The organism is Kitasatospora sp. NPDC058063, from assembly GCF_042885395.1.
GTDB lineage: Bacteria > Actinomycetota > Actinomycetes > Streptomycetales > Streptomycetaceae > Kitasatospora > Kitasatospora lactacystinica.
Map to the genome: position 1 here is coordinate 150,672 of NZ_JBHVSD010000005.1, position 23,091 is coordinate 173,762.

The 23,091-nt window shown below is 76.5% G+C and carries 5 protein-coding genes; all 5 read left to right on the forward strand.

What is annotated here, in order from left to right; genetic code table 11:
* Positions 1–6 precede the first annotated feature (6 nt).
* Entirely contained in the window at positions 7–19,884 is a 19,878-nt protein-coding gene (locus ACFVUY_RS10495) for a non-ribosomal peptide synthase/polyketide synthase (protein WP_387728948.1), read from the forward strand.
* Positions 19,885–19,933: 49 nt separating this feature from the next.
* Positions 19,934–20,137: an MbtH family NRPS accessory protein gene (locus tag ACFVUY_RS10500; RefSeq protein ID WP_316528801.1), complete on the forward strand. Its 204-nt coding sequence runs from the start codon at positions 19,934–19,936 to the stop codon at positions 20,135–20,137.
* 140 nt (positions 20,138–20,277) lie between these two features.
* Positions 20,278–20,790 carry a GNAT family N-acetyltransferase gene (locus tag ACFVUY_RS10505; protein ID WP_387728951.1) on the forward strand — a complete coding sequence of 171 codons (513 nt, stop codon included), beginning with the start codon at positions 20,278–20,280 and terminating at the stop codon, positions 20,788–20,790.
* Positions 20,791–21,268: 478 nt separating this feature from the next.
* Positions 21,269–22,486, forward strand: coding sequence for a molybdopterin-dependent oxidoreductase (locus ACFVUY_RS10510; RefSeq protein WP_387729376.1), 1,218 nt, complete (start codon positions 21,269–21,271; stop codon positions 22,484–22,486).
* Positions 22,483–22,971: a hypothetical protein gene (locus tag ACFVUY_RS10515; RefSeq protein ID WP_387684485.1), complete on the forward strand. Its 489-nt coding sequence runs from the start codon at positions 22,483–22,485 to the stop codon at positions 22,969–22,971. Before ACFVUY_RS10510 ends, ACFVUY_RS10515 begins: the two co-directional genes overlap by 4 nt.
* Positions 22,972–23,091 lie beyond the last annotated feature (120 nt).

Here is a 23,091-nt window from a genome sequence, read left to right on the forward strand (position 1 = left end):
CCGACCATGACGACTTCGAAGCGAGACCGCGCCGCCGCCCTGCCCGCCGACCTGCGCGAGGCCCTGCGCCGGCGGCTGGCCGGCCGGGCCGGCACCGCGCAGGCCGCCGCCGACCGGGCCATCCCGCGCGCCGACCGCAGCCGGCCGCTGCCGCCCTCCTTCGTCCAGCAGCGGCTCTGGTTCCTGGACCGGCTGCGCCCCGGCGACCCGCGCTACAACAGCGCCGTCGCCCTGCGCTTCACCGGCGCGCTGGACCGCGCGGCCCTCGCCGCGGCGCTGACCGCCGTGGTGGCGCGCCACGAGGCGCTGCGCACCACCTTCGCGGAGAGCGACGGCCGGCCGGTGCAGACCGTCCTTCCGGCCGGGCCGGTGGAGCTGCCGGTGCGCACACCGGCCGACGGCGAGAGCCTGGACGCGATCCTGCTCCAGGAGTACTCCCGGCCCTTCGACCTCGCCCGCGGGCCGCTGCTGCGCGCCCTGCTGGTGGCCGAGTCGCCGCACGCCCACGTGCTGCAGCTGACCGCCCACCACATCGTCACCGACGGCTGGTCCATGGGCGTCGTCCTGGACGAACTCCGCACCGCCTACGACGCCCTGGCCCGCGGCGCCGAACCCGGGCTGCCCGAGGTCGCCACCCAGTACCCCGACTTCGCGGTGTGGCAGCGCGAGCAGCTCTCCGGCGACCGGCTGGAGAAGCACCTCGCCCACTGGAAGGAGAAGCTGGCCGGCGCGGTGCCGCCGGAACTGCCGCTGGACCACCCGCGGCGCGGCGAGGAGGCCGGCCCCGGCGCCCTGCACACCTTCACCGTCCCCGCGCCGCTCACCGCCCGGCTGCGCGAACTCGCCGCCGAACGGCAGGGCACCCTCAACACCGCGCTGGTGGCCGGCACCCAGGCGCTGCTGGCCCGCTGGTCCGGCCAGGAGGACGTCACCGTCGGCTCCCTGATGGCCGGCCGCACCCGCACCGAGCTGGAACGGGCCGTCGGCTGCTTCGTCAACACGGTGGTCCTGCGCACCCGGGTGGCGCCCGACGCCTCCTTCCGCGAGCTGCTCGCGGCCGCCACCGGGACCGGCAACGACGCCCTCGCCCACGGCGACACGCCGTTCGAGCGGATCGTCGAGGCGGTCGGCGCGCCCCGCGAGGCCGGCCGCAACCCGCTGTTCGACGTGCTGGTGCTGCTGCACCCCGCCCCGGCCGCGGCCGGCGACCCGCACGGACTCGCCACCGCCCCGGTCACCGTGCCCCGGCAGGCCGCCACCTTCGACCTCAGCGTGGAGTTCGTCCCCGACGGCGAGGCGCTCACCGGCGTCCTGGAGTACCGGGCCGACCTCTTCGACGCCCCCACCGCCCGCCGGACGGCCGACCAGCTGCTGCGGCTCCTGGAGGGCGCCGCCGCCGAACCGGACCGCCCGCTCGCCACCCTGCCGCTGCTCTCCGCGCGGGAGACCGAGCGGGTCACCCGGGACTGGAACGCCACCGCGCTGCCCGTCGAAGCCGTCGGCCTGCCCGAGCTGTTCCGGCGCCGGGCCGAACGGACCCCGCACGCCCTGGCGCTGGTCGCGGGGGAGGAGCGGCTGGACTACGCCACGCTGGACGCCCGCGCCGACCGGCTCGCCCGCCGGCTGGCCGCCCGCGGCGCCGGCCCCGAACGGCTGGTCGCGCTGCGGCTGCCGCGCACCGCCGACCTGGTGGTGGCCGTCCTCGCGGTCTGGAAGGCCGGCGCCGGCTACCTGCCGCTCGACCCGGCGCTGCCCGAGGAGCGGGTCCGCTACCTGCTGGAGGACGCCGAGCCGGCCCTGCTGCTGGACGAGGAGACCCTGCGCGACCTGATGGACGGCGACACGGGCGACGCCGTCCTCCCCCCGCCGGACCTCTCGACCACCGCGTACGTGCTCTACACCTCCGGCTCCACCGGCCGCCCCAAGGGCGTCACCGTCCCGCACCGCGCCCTGGCCCACCTGCTCGCCGCCCACCGGGCCGGCTTCGTCGCCGACGCCGGCGGCGGGCCGCTGAACGTCGCGCTGACCGCCTCCCTCTCCTTCGACACCTCGCTGGAGGGCCTGCTGCTGCTGGCCGACGGCCACCCGCTGCACCTGGTCGACGAGACCACCCGGATGGACCCGGCCGCCCTCGTCGAGTACGTCGTGCGCCACCGGATCGACTTCCTCGACCTCACCCCCTCCTACCTGCGCCAACTGCTGCCCGCCGGACTGCTCGACGACCCCCGCCACCGCCCCCGGGTGCTGATGCTCGGCGGCGAGGCGGTCGCCCCCCGGCTCTGGCGCGACCTCGCCGCCCGCCCCGAGGTGGCCGCCTACAACTACTACGGCCCCACCGAGTGCACCGTCGACGCGCTCGCCTGCCGGATCGACGGCGGGGACCGGCCGCTGGTGGGCCGCCCGCTGCCCAACGTCCGCGCCTACGTCCTGGACGGGCGGCTCCGGCCGGTGCCGCCCGGGGTGAGCGGCGAACTCCACCTGGCCGGCGAGCAGGTCGCCCGCGGCTACGCCGGCCGCCCCGGCCTGACCGCCGCCCGCTTCACCGCCGACCCGTACGGGCCGCCCGGCAGCCGGATGTACCGCACCGGCGACCTCGCCCGGTGGACCGCCGACGGGCGCCTGGAGTACCTCGGGCGCGCCGACGACCAGGTCAAGGTACGCGGCCACCGGATCGAACCCGGCGAGATCGAGGCCGCCCTGCTCGACCTGCCGGAGGTCGCCGCGGCCGCCGTGGTCGCCGTCCCCGACGCCCACGGACAGAACCGGCTGGCCGCCTACCTGGTGTTCGCCGACGGCACCGCCCGCCCCTTCGCCGAACTGCGCGCCGCCCTGCGCCGGGTGCTGCCCGACCACCTGGTGCCGTCCTCCTTCACCGTGCTCGACGCGCTGCCGCTCGGCACCAGCGGCAAGCTCGACCGCCGCGCCCTGCCCGCCCCCGAGACCGAGGCCCGGGAAGGGGAGTTCGTCGCCCCGCGGACCCCGGAGGAGGAGACCCTCGCCGCCATCTGGGCCGAGGTGCTCGGCGTGCCCAGGGTCGGCGTCACCGACAACTTCTTCGAACTCGGCGGCGACTCGATCCTGAGCATCCAGGCCGTCTCCCGGGCCCGCGCCGAAGGCCTGCGGATCGGCTCCCAGGACGTCTTCCGCCACCAGACCGTCGCCGACCTGGCCGCCGCCGCCCGCACCGCCGGCGCCGGGGCCGCCGTCGAGCGGCACCGGGAGGAGGGGCCCGCCCCGCTCACCCCCGTCCAGGAATGGTTCTTCGCCGCCCACGGCCCGCTGCGCCACTTCACCATGTCGATGCTGCTCGACCTGCCGCACGACCTGGACGAACCGGCCCTGGAACGGGCGCTGACCGCCCTGGTGGCCGCCCACCCCGCGCTGCGCACCCGCTTCACCCGCACCGGGACCGACTGGCGGCAGGAGCCGGTCGCCGGCGCCGCAGGGCCGCTGACCGCCCTCGACCCGGGCGCGGACCGGACCGCGGCCGCCGAGGCCGCCCGCGCCGAACTGGACCCGGCCACCGGCACCCTGCTGCGCGCCGTCCTGTTCCGCCCCGCCGACGGGGAGCGGCCCCAGCTCTTCCTGACCGCCCACCACCTCGCCGTGGACAGCGTCTCCTGGCGGGTGCTGCTCGCCGAGCTGCCCGAGGCCTACCGGCGGGCCGCCGCGGGCGCCACCCCCGAACCCGCGCCCGAGCCCACCGCGTTCACCGACTGGGCCCACCGGCTCGCCGCACTCGTCCGGGCCGGAGGCCTGGACGCCGACCTGCCGTACTGGAGCGCCGAGACCGCCGCCCCCGCCGAGCCGCTGCCCGTCGACCTGCCCGGCACCCCCACGGCCGGCACGGTGCGCACCCTGCGCAGCCGGCTCGACCGGGCCACCACCGGGGCACTGCTGCGCAAGGTCCCCGAGGTCTACCGCACCCAGGTCAACGACGTGCTGCTCAGCGCCCTGGGCCGGGCACTCGCCGACTGGACCGGCACCGGGCGGGTCACCGTCGCCCTGGAGGGCCACGGCCGCGAGGACCTCTTCGACGACCTCGACCTGTCCCGCACCGTCGGCTGGTTCACCACCCAGTACCCCGTCACCCTCGCCCCGGCCGGCCCCGCCGACGCCCCCGACTGGGCGGCCACCCTCAAGCAGGTCAAGGAGCGGCTGCGCGCCGTGCCCCGCCGCGGCCTGGGCTACGAGGCCCTCGCCCGGCTCGGCTCGCCCGCCGAGGGCGCCGGGGCCCTGCGGGACGTCCCGCTGCCGCAGGTCTGCTTCAACTACCACGGCCAGTGGACCGCCCCCGAGGCCGGCGACTTCGCCCCCGCCGGGCCGGCCCCCGGCCCGGACCTCGCCCCGGACGAGCCGCCGGCCCACCTGCTCGACGTCTCCGCCGTGGTCGCCGACGGCGAACTCGAACTCACCTGGCACTACAGCGACGTGGTCCACGAGGCCGACACCGTCCGGCGGCTGGCCGAGGCCGTGACCACCGCCCTGGGCGCCATCGTCGAGCACTGCGCGAGCCCCGGCGCCGGCGGCCGCACCCCCTCCGACTTCCCGCTCGCCGGGCTCGACCAGGAGACGCTGGACCGGCTGGTCGGCGACGGCCGGGACGTGACGGACCTGCTGCCGCTCACCCCGCTCCAGGAGGGCATGCTCTTCCACCGCCTGGTCGGCGGCGAGGACGACGTCTACCTGGACCAGGCCGCCCTGCTGCTGGAGGGCGTCGCCGACCCGCACGCCCTCGCCCTGGCCTGGCAGCGGGTCGCCGACCGCGCGCCCGCGCTGCGCACCTCGGTGGTCTGGGAGGGCGTCCCCGCGCCGCTCCAGATGGTGCGCCGGGGCGTCCGGCTGCCGGTGACCCACCTGGACCTGCGGGCCGCCGACCCGGCCGAGCGCGCCGAACGGCTGGCCCGGCTGCGCGCCGAGGACCTCGCCCTCGGCCTGGACATCGCCACCGCCCCGCTCACCCGGCTCACCCTGGTCCGGCTGCCCGAGGCCCGGGTCCAGCTGCTGTGGACCTCCCACCACCTGATCCTGGACGGCTGGAGCCTCGCCCAGGTGCTCACCGACGTGTTCGCCGAGTACGCGGCGCTCACCACCGGCGCGGCGCCCGCCCCGGCGGTGCGCCGGCCCTTCGCCGACTACGTCCACTGGCTCGCCGGGCAGGACGCCGGGGCCGCCCGGGCCCACTGGCGGTCCGTCCTGGACGGCTTCGCCACCGCCACCCCGCTGCCCGCCGACCGGGTGCGGCACGAGGCCCACCGGGCCCGCTCGGCCGGCAGCCACAGCGCCGCCCTGTCCGAGGAGGTCTCCGAGCGGCTCGCCCGCACCGCCCGCCACGCCGGGCTGACCCTGGGCACCGTGGTGCAGGGCGCCTGGGCGCTGCTGCTCTCCCGCTACAGCGGCGAACCGGACGTGCTGTTCGGCACCACCGTCTCCGGCCGGCCCGAGGAACTGCCCGGCGTCGAGTCGATGATCGGCATGTTCATCAACACCCTGCCCACCCGGGTCCGGGTGGACGGCGCCCGCACCGCCGCCCACTGGCTGCGGGAACTCCAGGACGACCAGGCCGAGGCCCGCCGGCACTCGGCGGTCTCGCTCGCCGAACTCACCGGCTGCAGCGACGTCCCGTCCGGCAGCGCGCTGTTCGACAGCATCGTCGCCTTCGAGAACTACCCCTTCGACGACGCCCGGGCCGCCGGCACCGGGGTGCGCCTGGCCGAGGTCTCCTCCCGGGACGCCACCAGCTTCCCGCTGGTGCTGCGCGCCTACCAGGGCGGGCAGGTCGGCTTCGATCTCGGCTACGACCCCGGCCTGTTCGACGCCGCGACCGTGCGCGCCCTCGCCGAGCGGCTCTGCCTGCTGCTCACCGAGCTGGCCGCCGGACTGGACCGCCCGCTGCGCGCGCTGGCCTGGACCACCGCCGAGGAGCGGCACCGGCTGCTGGTCGACTGGAACGGCACCGCGCAGGGCCGGCCCGGGCGCAGCCTGGTCGAGCTCTTCGAGGAGCAGGCCGCCCGCACCCCGGACGCCGAGGCCGTCACCTGCGGCGGGGAGCACCTCGACTACGCCGAACTGGACGCCCGGGCCGACCGGCTCGCCCACCGGCTGGCCGGGTTCGGCGCCGGCCCCGAGCGGTACGTCGCCCTCGCGCTGCCCCGCACCGCCGAGCTGGTGGTGGCCGTCCTCGCCGTCCTCAAGACCGGCGCGGCCTACCTGCCGCTGGACCCGGGCCTGCCCGCCGAACGCAGAGCCGAACTGCTGCGCGACGCCGCCCCGGTGGCCCTGGTGACCCTGGAGGCCCCGGAGACGCTGGAGACCCCGGACGGGCCGACCGGCGTCGATGTCCCCGTCCTCGCCCTGGCCGACCCCGGGGTGCGCGCCGACCTGGCCCGGCGCCCGGCCGGCCCGCTCGGCGCCGGCCACCGCCCGCTGCCCGACAGCCCCGCCTACGCCATCTACACCTCCGGCTCCACCGGCCGCCCCAAGGGCGTCGTGGTGCCGCACGCCAACGTGGTGCGGCTCTTCGAGCGGACCCGGGAGCTGTTCGGCTTCGGCGCCGACGACGTCTGGACGCTCTTCCACTCCTACACCTTCGACTTCTCGGTCTGGGAGCTGTGGGGCCCGCTGCTGCACGGCGGCCGGCTCGTGGTGGTACCCGAGGACACCGCCCGCTCCCCGGAGGACTTCCTGCGGTTGCTCGCCGACGAGCGGGTCACCGTCCTCAACCAGACCCCGTCCGCCTTCCACCAGCTGGCCCGCGCCGACGCCCGGCTCCCGGACGTCTCCGCCCGGCTGGCACTGCGCACGGTGGTCTTCGGCGGCGAGGCGCTGGACGTCACCCGGCTCGCCGACTGGTACCGGCGCCACCCCGAGGACGCGCCGCGCCTGGTGAACATGTACGGCATCACCGAGACCACCGTGCACGTCACCCACACCGCGCTGGACCTCGCCACCGCCACCGCCGGCGGCCCCGGCCCGATCGGCACCGGCATCGCCGACCTGCGGCTGTACGTGCTCGACGACGACCTGGCCCCGCTGCCCCCGGGCGCGGTCGGCGAACTGTACGTGGCGGGCGAGGGCCTGGCCCGCGGCTACCTCAACCGGCCCGGCCTGACCGCCACCCGCTTCCTCGCCGACCCGTTCGGCGCCCCCGGCACGCGGATGTACCGCACCGGCGACCGGGTCCGCCGGCAGGCCGACGGCACCCTGCGCTACCTGGGCCGCGCCGACCAGCAGGTCAAGATCCGCGGCTACCGGATCGAACCCGGCGAGATCGAGGCCGCCCTCCAGACCCACCCCGGCGTGGGCCTGGCCACCGTCGGCGTCCACGAGGACACCGCCGGCACCCGCCGGCTGGTCGCCCACGTCGTCGGCGCGGACCCCCGGCGGCCCCCGGGCGCCGCCGAGCTGCGCGCCCACCTGGAACGGCTGCTGCCCGCCTACCTGGTGCCCGCCGCCTATGTGCCGCTGGCCGCCCTGCCGCTCACCCCCAACGGCAAGCTCGACCGGCGCGCCCTGCCGGCGCCCGGACCGGACGGCTACGCCGCCGGCCGCGAGCGCACCGCGCCGCGCACCTCCGCCGAGCGGCTGGTCGCCCAGGCCTGGACGGAGGTCCTGGACGCTGGCCCGGTCGGCGCCGAGGACGACTTCTTCGCCCTCGGCGGCGACTCCATCCTCGCCGTGCGGGTCACCGCCCGGCTGCGCGCCGCCTTCGGCTCCGCCGACCTCTCGCCCCGGCTGCTGTTCACCCACCCCGTGCTCGCCGACCTCGCCGGGGCGCTCGGCGAGCCGGGCCCGGGCGCCGCACGGACCGCCGTCCCGGCCGTCGTCCCCGCCGCCGACCCGGGCAGCGAACCGCCGCTCTCCTACGCCCAGCAGCGGCTCTGGTTCCTCGACCGCTTCGAGCCCGGCAGCACCGAGTACACCTCGCTGTCCGTGCTGCGGCTGCGCGGCACCCTCGACCGGGCCGCGCTCGGCGGCGCCCTGGACGCCCTGGTCGAGCGGCACGAGGCACTGCGGACCACCTACGCCGAACGCGACGGCCGGGCCCGGCAGGTGGTGCGCCCGCCCCACCCCGTCGAACTGCCCCGCGAGGACGTCCCGCCGGCCGACCTGGACGCCCGCCTGGAGCGGATCGCCGCCACCCCCTTCGACCTCGAAGCCGGCCCGGTGCTGCGCGCCCGCCTGCTGCGCACCGCCCCCGACGAGCACGTCCTCGCCCTGGCGGTGCACCACATCGCCACCGACGGCTGGTCGATGGGCGTGCTCGGCCGCGACCTCGGTGAGCTGTACGCCGCCGCCCTCGAAGGCCGCCGCCCGCGGCTGCCCGAGCCGCCCGTCCGGTACACCGACTACGCGGCCTGGCAGCGCACCCGCACCGCCGCCGCCGAGGCCGACCTCGACCACTGGCGCCGGACCCTGGACGGCCTGGCCCCGCTGGAGCTGCCCACCGACCGGCCGCGCCCGGCGGAGCGCACCCGGGAGGGCGCGCTGGTCACCTTCACCCTGCCCGCCGAACTGACCGCCCGGCTGCGCGAGCGCGGCCGGGAGGCCGACGGCACCCTCTACACCGTCCTGCTGGCCGCCTGCCAGGTGCTGCTGGCCCGCTGGACCGGGCAGACGGACATCGCCGTCGGCACCGTCACCTCCGGCCGCGAACAGGGCGAACTCCACGACGTGGTCGGCATGTTCGTCAACACCCTGGTGCTGCGCGGCGACATCCGCCCCGAGCAGTCCTTCCACGAGCTGCTGACCGCCGCGCAGGCCACCGTCCTGGACGCCATGGCCCACCAGGAGGTGCCCTTCGAACGGCTGGTGGACGTCCTCCAGCCGGAGCGCGACACCAGCCGCACCCCGCTGTTCCAGGTGATGGTGGCGCTGCACAACCTCGGCGCCGAGGCGCCCCGGCTGCCCGGACTGACGGTGGAACCCCTCACCCCGCCCGTCCGCAACGCCACCTTCGACCTCTCCTTCGACTTCGCCGAGCACGACGGAGGCCTGACCGGCTACCTGGAGTACAGCACCGGGCTCTTCGACGCCCGCACCGCCCGGCAGCTCGCCGACCGGCTGACCACCCTGCTGGCGGCCGCCGCCGACGCGCCCGACACGGCCGTCGGGGCGCTGCCGCTGATGACCGGGCAGGAGCGGGAGCAGGTGCTGCGGCAGGGGCGCGGCGAGCCGCTGCCCGGGCCCGACACCACCTTCACCGCCCTGTTCGAGGAGCAGGCCGCCCGCACCCCGGACGCCACCGCGCTGGTCGCCCGCGACGCCACCCTGGACTTCGCCGCGCTCAACACCCGGGCCAACCGCCTCGCCCGCCACCTGGCCGCCCTCGGCGCCGGCCCGGAGCAGGTGGTCGCCGTCCGGCTGCCGCGCACCTCCGACCTGCTGGTGGCGCTGTTCGCGGTGCTCAAGGCCGGCGCCGTCCTCCAGTTCGTCGACCCGGACCTGCCCGAGGAGCGGGCCGCCCTGCTGCTCGACGACACCCGGCCGCGCACGGTGCTGACCGAGCACACCCTGCGCGAGGTGCCGTGGGAGGCCCTGCCCGGCCACGACCTCACCGACGCCGAACGGACCGCCCCGCTGCTGCCCGGGAACGCCGCCTACCTGATCCACACCTCCGGCTCCACCGGCCGCCCCAAGGGCGTGGTCGTCGAGCACCGCCAGCTGGTCAACCTCTGCCGCGACCACCGGGAGGGGATGCTCGCCCCGCACACCGCCGACGGCGGCCGGCTGAAGGTCGCCCTCAGCGCCTCCCTCTCCTTCGACACCAGCTGGGAGGGCCCGCTGCTGCTGGTCTCCGGTCAGGAACTCCACCTGATCGACGAGGACGTCCGGCTGGACCCGCAGGCCTTCCTCGCCCGGATCGTCGACCAGCGGCTCGACGTCGTCAACGTCACCCCCTCCCTGCTGCGCGAACTCACCGCCGCCGGACTGTTCGCCCCCGCCCCCCACCACCCCCGGCTGCTGCAGCTCGGCGGCGAGGCGATCCCCGCCGCCACCTGGCGGGACCTGTGCGCGGCCCAGGCCGAGTACGGCATCAGCACCTACAACCTGTACGGGCCCACCGAGTGCACCGTCGACGCCGCCTACGCCCGCTGCGCGGACCACCCCGGACGCCCGGTGATCGGCCGGCCGGGCCGCGGCGTCACCGCTCACGTGCTCGACGGCGCGCTGCGCCCGGTGCCGCCCGGCATGCCCGGGGAGCTATACCTGGCCGGGGAACAGGTCGCCCGCGGCTACCTGAACCGGCCCGGGCTGACCGCCGGCCGCTTCCTCGCCGACCCGTACGGGCCGCCCGGCACCCGGATGTACCGCACCGGCGACCTGGCCCGCTGGGACGCCGACGGACAGCTGGAGTTCCTCGGCCGGGCCGACGAGCAGGTCAAGATCCGCGGCTTCCGGATCGAACCCGGCGAGGTGGAGGCCGCCCTGCTGACCCACCCCGACCTCGCGGACTGCGCCGTCGCCGCCCGCGAACAGGGCGGCCGGACCCTGCTGGTCGGCTACCCGGTGCCGGCCGGCGACCGGGTGCCGCCCGCCGAGGAACTGCGGGCCTGGCTGCGGCGCACCCTGCCCGACCATCTGGTGCCCACCGCGTTCGTCCCACTGGCCCGCGTCCCGCGCACCGTCAGCGGCAAGACCGACCGGCGGGCCCTGCCCGCCCCGCCCGCCCAGCCGGACCGCACCACCCCGTACGTCGCCCCGCGGCCCGGCACCGAGCAGCGGCTCGCCGCGATCTGGGCCGAGGTGCTGGGCGTGGAGCGGGTCGGCGCCCGGGACAACTTCTTCGCCCTCGGCGGCGACTCCATCCTCAGCATCCAGATCGTCTCCCGGGCCCGCGCCGCCGGCCTCGCCCTCACCACCAAGGACGTCTTCCGCTACCAGAACGTCGCCGAACTCGCCCTGTGCGCCGGTGAGTCGTCGGAACGGACGGAGGCGGACGAGGCCGAGCCCGCCGAGGCGCCGCTCACCCCGATCCAGCACTGGTACCTCGACGGCCGCCGGGCGGGCGAGGCGCTGCGCTTCACCATGACCCAGCGGCTGGCCCTGGCCCCGGGCACCGACCCGGCCGCCCTGCGGACCGCGGTGCTCGCCCTGGCGGAGCACCACCCGGCGCTGCGCACCCGCTTCCGCCGGGGCGGATCCGGCTGGCGCCAGGAGGTCCTGGCGCAGGCACCGGACGGCGTCTTCACCCACCACCCGGCCGGTACGGAAGCGCAGGTGCAGCGCGCCGCCGACGAGGCGCAGCGCTCCCTCGACCCGGTCGAGGGCCGGATGCTGCGCGCCCTGTTCTTCGACGGCGGCCCGCACCGTGACGAGGGCCGGCAGCCCGACCAGCTCGTCCTGACCATCCACCACCTGGCCGTCGACGGCGTCTCCTGGCGCATTCTGCTCGCCGACCTCGAAGCGGCCTACCGCGCCGCCCGCACCGGCGCACCCGTTCGGCTGCCGGAGCCGGGCACCTCCTACACCCGCTGGGCCGCCCGGCTGGAGCGGCACACCCGCTCCGGCGCCCTGGACGGCGACAGCGCGTACTGGACCCGCACCGGCGAGGCCCCGGCCGGGCTGCCCGAGGGGCGACCCGGCCCCAACACCCACGGCACCGCCGCCACCGTCACCGTCACCCTGGACGAGCGGACCACCGAGGCGCTGCTGCGCAACGTTCCGGAGGTCTACCGCACCCAGGTCAACGACGTCCTGCTCAGCGCGCTGGGCCGCACCCTGGCCCGCTGGTGCGGCCGCGACTGCGTACTGATCGGGGTGGAGGGCCACGGCCGCGAGGACCTCTTCGCCGACCAGGACCTCTCCCGGACGGTCGGCTGGTTCACCGCCGAGTTCCCGCTCGCCCTGCACGTCGACCCCGGGGCCGGCTGGCACGACACCCTGCGCTCGGTCAAGGAGCAGCTGCGCGCCGTCCCGCTGCGCGGACTCAGCCACGGCGCCCTGCGCCACCTGCACCCGTCCGCCCTGCCGGCCGGCGCGGCCGCGCCGCTGATCGGCTTCAACTACCACGGCCAGTGGGACAGCCGCAGCGCCGCCGCCGACGGGCTGCTGCGCGGCTCGCTGCCCCCGGCCGGACGGGACACCGACCCCGACGAGCCCCGCCCCTACCTGCTGGACGTCATCGGGGCGGTCCAGGACGGCCGGCTCGAACTGGGCTGGACCTACCCCGCGGCCCGCTACGACGAGGCCACCGTCCGCGCCCTCGCCGAGCAGACCCTCCAGGCGCTGCGCGAGCTGGCCGAGCACTGCGCGAGCCCCGGCGCCGGCGGCCGCACCCCGTCCGACTTCCCGCTGGCCGGCCTCGACCAGGAGCGGCTGGACGCCCTGGTCGGCGACGGCCGCGACACCGAGGACGTGCTGCCGCTCACCCCCCTGCAGTCCGGCATGCTCTTCCACGGCCTGGTCGACGAGGACGGCGCCTACGTGGACCGGATCGCCGTACGGCTGGCCGGCGTCGCCGACCCGGCGGCCTTCGCCGCGGCCTGGCAGCAGGTCGCCGACCGCACCCCGGCGCTGCGCACCTCCGTGCACTGGCGCGGCCTGCCGCACCCCGTCCAGCTGGTCGCGCGCCGCGCCGCCCTGCCCGTCCGCCACCTGGACTGGCGCGCGCTGACGGCCGAACAGCGCGCCGAGGGGGCCGAACGGCTGCTCGCCGAGGAGCGGGCCGCCGGGCTGGACCTGGGCACCGCGCCGCTCGGCCGGCTGGCCCTGGCCGCGCTGCCCGGCGAGGAGGTGCTGCTGCTCTGGTCCACCCACCACGTGATCCTGGACGGCTGGAGCACCGGACAGCTGCTCACCGAGGTGTGCGAGGAGTACGCCGCGCTCACCGGCGGACCGCAGGCGCCCCGCCCGGTCCGGCGCCCGTTCGCCGACTTCCTGGCCTGGCTGCGCGAGCAGGACGGGCAGGCCGCCGAGGACCACTGGAGCGGCGCCCTCGCCGGGTTCACCGAACGGACCGCGCTGCCCTACGACCGCCGGCCCGCCGGAGCGCACCGGGCCCGGGCCACCGCCGCCGTCCACCGCGCCCTCGACGAGGCGCTCTCCGCCCGGCTGCGGGAGAACGCCGCCGCCGCCGGACTGACCGTCAACACCCTGGTCGAGGGAGCCTGGGCGCTGCTGCTGGCCCGCTACGGCGGCACCGCGGACGTCGTCTTCGGCACCACCGTCTCCGGCCGGCCGGCCGAACTGCCCGGCGTCGAGACGATGATCGGCCTGTTCATCAACACCGTGCCGGCCCGGGTCCGGCCGCCCGCCACCGGCGGCGTGCTGCCCTGGCTGCGGGACCTCCAGGACCGGCAGAGCGACGGCCGCCGCCACGACCACCTGGCGCTGCCCCGGATCCAGGCCCTGAGCGAACTGCCCGCCGGGGAGCCGCTGTTCGACAGCATGCTGGTGTTCGAGAACTACCCCGTCGACGAGTCGGCCGCGGACCGCACCGGCGTGCGGGTGGTCGAGGTGCGCGCCGACGACGCCACCACCTTCCCCTGGTGCCTGCGCGCCCACCTCAGCGGGCAGCTCGCCTTCGACCTGGCCTACGACCCCGCCCTGTTCGACGAGGGCACCGTCCGGGACGCCGCCGACCGCCTCGCCCTGCTGCTGACCGGCCTCGCCGACGGCCTGGACGGCGACCTCGCCGCGCTGGACCCGCTCACCGCGGCCGACCGCGAACTGCTGGCCTCCTGGCACACCACCGCCCGCCCGCCGGTGCCGCGCAGCCCACTGGGAATCTTCGCCGAGCAGGCCCGCCGCACCCCCGACGCCCCCGCCGTGCGCGACGGCGAGCGCGAACTGACGTACCGCGGGCTCGCCGACTGGTCCGACCGGCTGGCCGCCCGGCTGCTCGCCGACGGCCTGGCCCCCGAGGACCGGGTGGCACTGGCGATGGACCGCGGCACCGAACTCGTCGTCGCCCAACTGGCCGTCCTCAAGGCGGGCGGCGCCTACCTGCCCGTCGACCCGCGCGCCCCCGAGGAGCGCCGCCGCGCCCTGCTCGACCGGGCCGGCGCCGCCCACCGGCTGACCGCCGAGCAGGTCGCCGCCGCACAAACCGGTGCGGCCGCCCCGCACCTGCCGCCCGCCGACCCCGACCGGCTGGCGTACGTGATGTACACCTCCGGCTCCACCGGCGAACCCAAGGCCGTCGCCGTCCGGCACCGCGACGTGGCCTCGCTCGCCACCGACAGCCGCTTCACCGACGGCAGCTGCGCCCGGGTGCTGCTGCACTCGCCGGTCGCCTTCGACGCCGCCACCTTCGAGGTGTGGGCGCCGCTGCTGAACGGCGGCTGCGTGCTCGTCGCCCCCGCCGGCCCGGTGGACGCCGCACTGCTGCGCCGCCTCGCCGGACCGGACGGACCGACGGCACTGTGGCTCACCGCCGGACTGTTCCGGCTGCTCGCCCAGGACGCGCCGGACTGCTTCACCGGCCTGCGGTCCCTGTGGACCGGCGGCGACGTGGTGCCCGCCGCCGCCGTGCGCCGCGTCCTGGCGGCCTGCCCCGGACTGACCGTCACGGACGGCTACGGCCCCACCGAGACCACCACCTTCGCCACCGCCCACACCCTCCCGGACGCCGCCGCCGTGCCCGACACCCTTCCCATCGGCCGCCCGCTGGACGACCGGCGGGCGCACGTCCTGGACGGCCGGCTGCGGCCCGTCCCGCCGGGCTGCGCGGGCGAGCTCTACCTGGCCGGCGAGGGCCTGGCCCGCGGCTACCTCGGCCGCCCCGGCGCCACCGCCGCCCGCTTCCTCGCCGACCCCTCCGGCCCGCCCGGCGCCCGGATGTACCGCACCGGGGACCTCGCCCGGCGCCGCCCCGACGGCACCGTCGAATTCCTCGGCCGCGCCGACGACCAGGTGAAGATCCGCGGCTTCCGGGTCGAGCCCGCCGAGGTGGAGGCCGCCCTCGCCGCCCACCCGCGGGTCACCGACGTCGCCGTGGTCGTCCGGGAGGACCGGCCCGGCGCCCGCCGACTGGTCGTCTACCCGGTCGGCGCCGTCGACCCCGAGGAACTGCGGGCCTTCGCCGCCCGCACCCTGCCCGACTACCTCGTCCCGGCCGCCGTCGTCCCGCTCCCCGCCCTCCCGCTGAGCCGCAACGGCAAGGTCGACCGCGCCGCCCTCCCGGCGCCCGAGGAACGCCCCGGCCACGGGCGCCGCGCCCGCGTCGAACCGCGCACCGCCGCCGAACACCGCACCACCGAGGTCTTCGCCGAGGTCCTCGGCATCCGCCCGCCCGGCACGGACGAGGACTTCTTCGCACTGGGCGGCGACTCCATCCTCAGCATCCGGCTCGCCGCCCGCCTCACCGAGGCCTTCGGCGCCGACCTCGGCCCCCGCGCGGTCTTCGACCACCCCACCCCGGCCGGCCTGGCCCGGCTGCTCACCGAGGCGTCCGGCACCCCGGCCCGCCCGCCCGTCGTCCCGGTGCCCCGCACGGGCGCGGCCCCGATGTCCCACGCCCAGCAACGCCTGTGGTTCCTGGAGGAGTTCACCCCCGGCGTCGCCGAGAACGTCGCGCTCGCGCTGCGGCTGCGCGGCACCCTCGACCCCGGCGCCCTCGGCGCGGCCCTGGACGCCCTGACGGCCCGGCACGAGTCGCTGCGCACCACCTTCGACAGCGTCGACGGCCACGGCGTCCAACTGGTCAACCCGCCGCACGTCGTACCGCTGCCGCTGCACGACCTCTCCGGCCGGCCCGCGGGCGAACGGCCGCAGGCCCTGCGCGACCTGCTCGCCGCCGAACGCGCCCGCCCCTTCGACCTGCGCCGCGGACCCCTGCTGCGCGCCACCCTGGCCCGGCTGGCCGACCACGACCACGTGCTGGCGCTGACCCTGCACCACATGGTCACCGACGGCTGGTCCAGCGGCGTACTGCTCACCGACCTCGCCCACCTCTACCGCGCCGAACTCGACTCCGCGGAAACCGAGTTGGCGCCACTGTCGGTGCAGTACGCCGACTACGCCCACTGGCAGCGCACCGAAGGCGCCCCCACCGGGGAACAGCTCGCCTACTGGAAGCGCCAACTGACCGGCGTGGTACCGCCGCGGCTGCCCACCGACCGGCCCCGGCCCGCGGTGCGCGCCGCCAACGCGGCCAACGCCGCCACCGTCCGCCTGGAGCTGCCCGCCGACACCGCCCGCCGGCTGGCCGAGGTCGGCCGGGAACGCGGCGCCACCCTGTTCACCACCCTGGTCGCCGCGGCCCAGGCCTACCTGGCCCGGCTCAGCGGGGACACCGACATCACCGTCGGCACCATCACCTCCGGCCGGCACCGGCCCGAGATCCAGCAGCTGGTCGGATTCTTCGTCAACACCCTGGTGCTGCGCTCCCGGGTGGAACCCGGCCAGTCCTTCGACGCCCTCCTCGGCGAGGTGCGGCAGACCGTCCTGGACGCCTTCGCCCACCAGGACGTGCCCTTCGAGAAGGTGGTCGACGAGGTCCAGCCGGTGCGCGACACCAGCCGCAGCCCGCTCTTCCAGGTCCACGTGGTGCTCCAGAACGCGCCGTCCGCCGAACTCGACCTGCCGGGCCTCGACGTGACCGGCATCGAGCCCGACGCCGTACGGACGGCCTTCGAGCTGGTGCTGGAGTTCGTCGAGACCGGGAGCGGCGCGTTGCACGGCCTGCTCACCTACAACACCGACCTGTTCGACCCGGCCACAGTCGAGCGGATGGCCGGCCAGCTCGCCACCCTGCTGACCGCCGTCGCCCAGGACCCGGCCCGCGCCGTCGGCGCGCTGCCGCTGGCCGGACCGGACACGCCGCCCGCCGAGACCGGCGCCACCTTCCGCCCGGTGCCCGAAGCCACCCTGCCCGAGCTGTTCGAACGCCGGGCCGCCGCCACCCCCGACGCACCCGCCCTGCTCGACGGCGAGCGCGAACTCAGCTACGCCGAACTGGACCGGGCCGCCAACCGGCTGGCCCACCAGCTCATCGGGCGCGGCGTCGGACCCGAGCGGCTGGTCGCCCTCGCCCTGCCCCGCTCCGCGGCCATGGTGGTCGCCCAGCTCGCCGTCGCCAAGGCCGGCGGCGCCTTCCTCCCGGTCGACCCGGACTACCCGGAGCCCCGGCGCGCGTTCATGGTCCGCGACGCCGCCGCCCACCTGGTGCTCGACGACCCGGCCGGGGTCTGGGCCGCCGAAGGCCCGGACACCGCACCCACCGACGCCGACCGCACCACCGCCCTCACCCCCGCCCACCCGGCCTACGTCGTCTACACCTCCGGCTCCACCGGCACCCCCAAGGGCGTCCTGGTGACCCACGCCGGCCTCGCCGTCTTCGCGGCCGCCGCCGCCGAGCAGTACGCCGTCGGCCCCGGCGACCGGGTGCTCCAGTTCGCCTCTCCCAGCTTCGACGCCTCCGTGCTGGAACTGTGCATCTCCCTGCTCTCCGGGGCCGCCCTGGTCACCGGCGAGGAAGGACCGCTGGTCGGCGAACGGCTCGCCGAGGTCCTCGCCGCCCGCCGGATCAGCCACACCCTGATCCCCCCGGCGGCCCTGGCCACCGTGGAACCCGCAACCGCCGCCGCCCTGCCCGACCTGCGCACCCTGGTGGTCGGCGCCGAAGCCTGCCCGGCCGACCTGGTCGACACCTGGGCCCCCGGCCGACGGATGATCAATTCCTACGGCCCCACCGAGGCCACCGTCGTCGCCAGCTGGACCGGCCCGCTCACCCCCGGCACCGGCACCCCCGCGATCGGCCGGCCCAGCGGCGCCACCCGCGCGTACGTCCTGGACACCGCCCTGCGGCCGGTGCCGCCCGGCGTCACCGGGGAGCTCCACCTGGCCGGCCCCGGCCTCGCCCGCGGCTACCTCGGCCGCCCCGGCCTCACCGCCCAGCGCTTCCTGCCCGACCCGTACGGTGCCCCCGGCGACCGGATGTACCGCACCGGGGACCTCGCCCGCCGCGACGCCGACGGCCAACTCCGGTTCGCCGGCCGCGCCGACGAACAGATCAAGCTGCGCGGCTTCCGCATCGAACCCGGGGAGATCGAGAGCGCCCTGCGCCGCAGCCCCCTGGTGCGCGACGCCGCCGTCACCGTCCGCGCCGACGGCCCCGGCGGCGGACGGCTCGTCGGCTACGTCGTCCCGACCGACGCCACCACGGGAGCGCCCGCCCTCGAACTCCGCCTCCACCTGGCCGAAACCCTGCCGCCCCACCTGGTCCCCGCGGCCTTCGTCCCGCTGGCCGCCCTGCCGCTCACCCCCAACGGCAAACTCGACCGCCGGGCCCTGCCCGACCCCGGTCCCGCCCACGCCACCGCCGGCCCGGGCCGGGCACCGGAGACCGACCTCGAACGCCGGATCGCCCGGATCTGGGCCGACGTCCTCGGCCTCGACGAGGTCGGCGCCGACGACAACTTCTTCCTGCTCGGCGGCGACTCCATCCTCAGCATGCAGGTGGTGTCCCGGCTGCGCCGCGACGGCCTCCACCTGGCCACCCGGGACCTGTTCAGCCACCAGACCGTGGCCGAACTCGCCACCGTCGTGCGCACCGCCACCGAACGCGCGGACGACGGCCCGGTGACCGGCGGCCTGCCGCTCACCCCCATCCAGGAGTGGTTCCTGACCACCCCGCGCGCCGCCCACCACCACTTCAACCAGTCCACCCTGCTCGAACTCCGCGCCGACCCCGACCCGACGGCACTGCGCGCCGCCCTCGGCGCCCTGCTGGAACACCACGACGCGCTGCGCATGCGCTTCACCCGCGACGAGACCGGCTGGCACCAGTTCAACCCGCCGCCCGCCCCCGCCGAGGACCTCCTGATCCGCTACGACCTGACCGGGCAGAGCGCCGAGGCCGCCGACGCGGCCATGGCGAAGGCCGCCGACGAACTCCACGCCGGCTTCGACCTGGCCCGCGGCCCGCTGCTGCGCGCCGCCCTGTTCACCGGCCACCCGGAGCACCCCGCCCTGCTGCTCCTGGTCGCCCACCACCTGGTCGTCGACGCCGTCTCCTGGCGGGTGCTGCGCGACGACCTGGAGAGCGCCCACCGGCAGGCCGTCCGCGGCGGGGCGATCACCCTGGGGGAGCGCGGCACCTCCTTCCGGGACTGGGCGCACCGGCTCGCCGGCCATGTCGCCGAGGGCGGCCTGGACCACGAACTCCCCTACTGGGAGGAGGCGGTGAGTGCCCGGACGGCCCTGCCCGGTGGCACCGGCACCGGCACCGGCACCGGCACCGCCGAGAGCGCGGCCGTCACCGTCGAACTCGACGAGGCGGACACCGAGGCACTGCTGCGCGCCGCCCCCGCCGCCTACCGCACCCGGGTCAACGACGTGCTGCTCGCCGCGCTCGCCCTCGCCCTGGCCCGCTGGAGCGGACAGCGGCGGATCGCCCTGGACCTGGAGGGACACGGCCGGGAGGACCTGCTGGAGGGCGTCGACCTGTCCCGCACCGTCGGCTGGTTCACCACCGTCCACCCCGTCACCTTCCACGTCCCCGACGCCGACCGGCCCGATCCGGACCGCGACTGGCGCGCCCTGGTGAAGTCCGTGCGCCGACAGCTGCGCGCGGTGCCCGGCAACGGCCTGGGCTTCGGCGCCCTGCGCACCTTCGGTACCCCCGAGATCCGCGAGCGCCTCGCCGCCGGCGGGCACGGCCAGATCGTCTTCAACTACCTCGGCCAGTGGGACGCCCGGCCCGAGACCGCCGGCGACGGCCTGGTCCGCGCCGAACTCGGCTCCTTCGGCCAGGACCACGACCCCCGGGACGGCGGCTCCCACCCGCTGGAGGTGGTCGGCGCGGCCCAGCACGGACGCCTCGCCTTCACCTGGCACCACCGGCCCGCCGTGCACGACACCGGGGCCGTCCGCCGGGCGGCCGAGGACTTCGCCGCCGCCCTGCGGCAGATCGCCCGGCACGCCCGGGAAAGCCACTGACCGCACACCACCACCGACACCCGTTCGTCCGACGACAGAGGAGCCCGACATGGACGAGAACACCCGCTACCAGGTGCTGCGCAACGACGAGGAGCAGTACTCCCTCTGGCCCGCCGACCTCGACGTCCCGGCCGGCTGGCAGCCCGTCGGCACCGAGGGCACCGAGGCCGAGTGCACCGCCTACGTCGACGAGGTCTGGACCGACATGCGCCCGAAGAGCCTGCGCGAGCGCATGGAGAACGCCGGAGCCTGACCGCCGCGGGACGGGCAGCCGGTCGCGCCCACGCCGACCGGCCCCGTCCCGGCCGCCGCACCACCCCACCACCGCGCCACTTCACCGCTGCACGACCGCACCACCGAGCCGCCGCACCACCACGACCCGAGGAGAGCACCATGACCCCTCCGCTGCGCACCGAGCACCTGGACTTCATCCCCTACCGGACCGAGGACGAGGACGCCTTCGTCTCCCTGCTGCGCAACGCGGACGTGTGCCGCTGGATGGGCCAGGACCTCGTGCCCGAGCCGGACATCCGAACGCTCTTCCGCGCGATCCTGACCGACGTCTACCCGCAGAACCTCTTCGACGTCTGGGGCCTGTGGCTGGACGGGGCGTACGCGGGCCACGCCGAGGTCAAGCGTGCCGGGAACGTCGACGGCCACGAGCTGGTCACCGCGCTCGCCCCGGAATTCTGGGGCCGGGGCCTGGGCGCCGAGGCGGTGCGCGGCCTGATCCGCTACGCCGGTGACGAGCTGGGGCTCAAGGAGGTCTACGGCCTGGTCGGCGCCGAGAACACCCCGAGCCTGACGATGAGCCGGCGGATCGGCTTCCGGCACCTGCGCGACGTCGTCGGCGACGACGGCTCGGTGACGAAGCTGCTGGCCATCTCCACCACCGACGAGGCCTGACCCCGGCCGCCCCCGCCGGCTCGGTACCCGGGACCGCGGCAGGGACGGGATTCCTCCGCACGGGTGATGTTGCCGCCCCGCCTGTCCGGCCTTGCGGTGAAGTCCGTGCGCTGCTGGTTTGCTGTCGGGCGGGGTTCCGACGGTGCGGCTCTCGTTCCGGCGGCCCAGGCCGGGCCCGGTCGCCGTCGCTCCTCACCGCGGGAGGCCGGCGGGCCCGCCCGTTCACGGACGGTTCCGGAGCTGGAGGTGACGGGTGGTCGGGGCCCGACAGGGGGGCGGATCGCCCGGGGAGGACCCCGCGCGGGGCCGGGGCGGCACAAGGGTGCGGGATCTGCCCGGGCGCGGTGCCAGGAGGCTGCGCGGGGCGGCCCGAACCGCCGGCCGGTCCCTCGCCTCGGCAAGCGCGGCCCTCGCCGCCCGGGCCGGTCGGACGCCCCCTCCGCCCGGCCCGTTCCGCCGGGGGTTCTGGCGCAGCCCGATCCGCGGGCCGTGGCTCACCTCCGTGTTCGGGTTCGTCCTGCTCGCCGGGATCCCGGTGCTGTTCGTGACCGGGGCGCTGTCCTACGCCGCGTACAACCCCGGCCTGGGCCGGCTCAACGACCAGACCCCGGACAAGGGGCTGCTGGGTTTCTACCTCTTCGACTGGCCCACCGATCCGTCCTGGCTGTACCGGCTCACCCAGGGCGTGCACGTGACGCTCGGCGTTGTGCTGGTTCCGGTCCTGCTGGCCAAGCTGTGGTCGGTGATCCCGAAGCTCTTCACCTGGCCGCCCGTCCGCAGCGCCGCGAACGCGCTGGAGCGGCTGTCGCTGCTGATGCTCGTCGGCGGTGCCGTGTTCGAGTTCGTGACCGGGATCCTCAACATCCAGCTGCACTACGTCTTTCCGGGATCCTTCTACCCGCTGCACTTCTACGGTGCGTGGGTGTTCATCGCCGCATTCGCCGTCCACGTGGTCCTCAAGCTGGGCAGCGCGAGCCGTGCCCTGCGGTCGCGTCCACTGCTGGCGGAGCTGCGGACCGGGCTCGCGGCGACCAGGCCGGAACCCTCCGACGGCGGGGGCCTGGTGGCGGCCTCGCCGGCCGTGCCGACGACCTCCCGGCGCGGTGCGCTCGCCCTGGTGGGAGGCGGCTCGCTCGTCCTGTTCGCGGTGACGGCCGGGCAGAGCCTGGGCGGCAGCCTCCGCGAGACCGCGCTCCTGGCGCCGCACAACCGGGCCCCCGAGCAGGGCCCGAACGGCTTCCAGATCAACAAGACCGCCGCCGCCGTCGGGATCACCCCGCAGCTCGTCGGGCCCGACTGGCGCCTCGAACTGCACGGCGCCGCGGAGCCGTTGGTCCTCACCCGCGAGCAGCTGCTGGCCATGCCGCAGCGGTCGGCCCGGCTGCCGATCGCCTGCGTGGAGGGCTGGTCCACCGAGGACCAGCTGTGGAGCGGACTGCGGCTGGCCGACCTGGCGGCCCTGGCCGGCCTGTCCGGTGCGGCCGAGGTGCTGGTGGAGTCGGTCCAGCCACCCGGTCCCTTCACCTCGGTGCTGCTGCGGGGCAACCAGATCCGCGACCCCCGGTCCCTCCTGGCCCTGCACGTCAACGGAGTCGACCTGTCGCTCGACCACGGCTTCCCGGCCCGGATCATCGTCCCCGCCAACCCCGGTGTGAACAACACCAAGTGGGTCGGCCGACTCACCTTCAGGGCGTGACCGTGGCCCGACCCGCCCGCCTCACCCGCTGGTACGGCGCAGGGCCGATGCACCTGCTCGTGCTGCTCGCCTCGTTCGCGCTCGCCGGTTACGCCGCCGAGCGGCTGGTGTCCGACCGGGCCCTCGCGGTGGTGGTCTGGTTCGTCGGCGGGGCCCTCGCCCACGACCTGGTCCTGCTGCCGCTCTACTCGCTCGCCGACCTCTCCGCCCGGTCCGTCCTGCGCCACCGCCACGAGCGGACTCCGACCGTCGAGTGGATCAACTACCTGCGGGTGCCGGTCGTCCTGTCCGGCCTTCTGCTGCTCGTCTGGTTCCCCCTCGTCCTGAACCTGTCCGAGCCGTACCCGGGGGCCACCGGGCTGTCGGAGGAGGTCTACCTCGGCCGGTGGCTCGCCGTCAGCGGAGTCCTGTTCGGCGCGGCGGCCGGCGCCCTCGCGCTCAAGCTGCGCCGTGCCGGGCGATCCCGACGGTCCGCGCCCGGGTGAGCGGCGGGCCGGCCCGTACCGGCGGTGCGGGGTTCGTGAACCGTAGGACCGGATGTCGAGACCCGAGGCCCGCTGGTTCGAGCAGTGGCCGGAACGGTCTCGCCGAGAGAGAGGTGGAAC

Coding starts and splice junctions, on each gene's coding strand:
- ACFVUY_RS10495 (WP_387728948.1), top strand. CDS start 7: ATGACGACTTCGAAGCGAGACCGCGCCGCCGCCCTGCCCGCCGACCTG.
- ACFVUY_RS10500 (WP_316528801.1), top strand. CDS start 19,934: ATGGACGAGAACACCCGCTACCAGGTGCTGCGCAACGACGAGGAGCAG.
- ACFVUY_RS10505 (WP_387728951.1), top strand. CDS start 20,278: ATGACCCCTCCGCTGCGCACCGAGCACCTGGACTTCATCCCCTACCGG.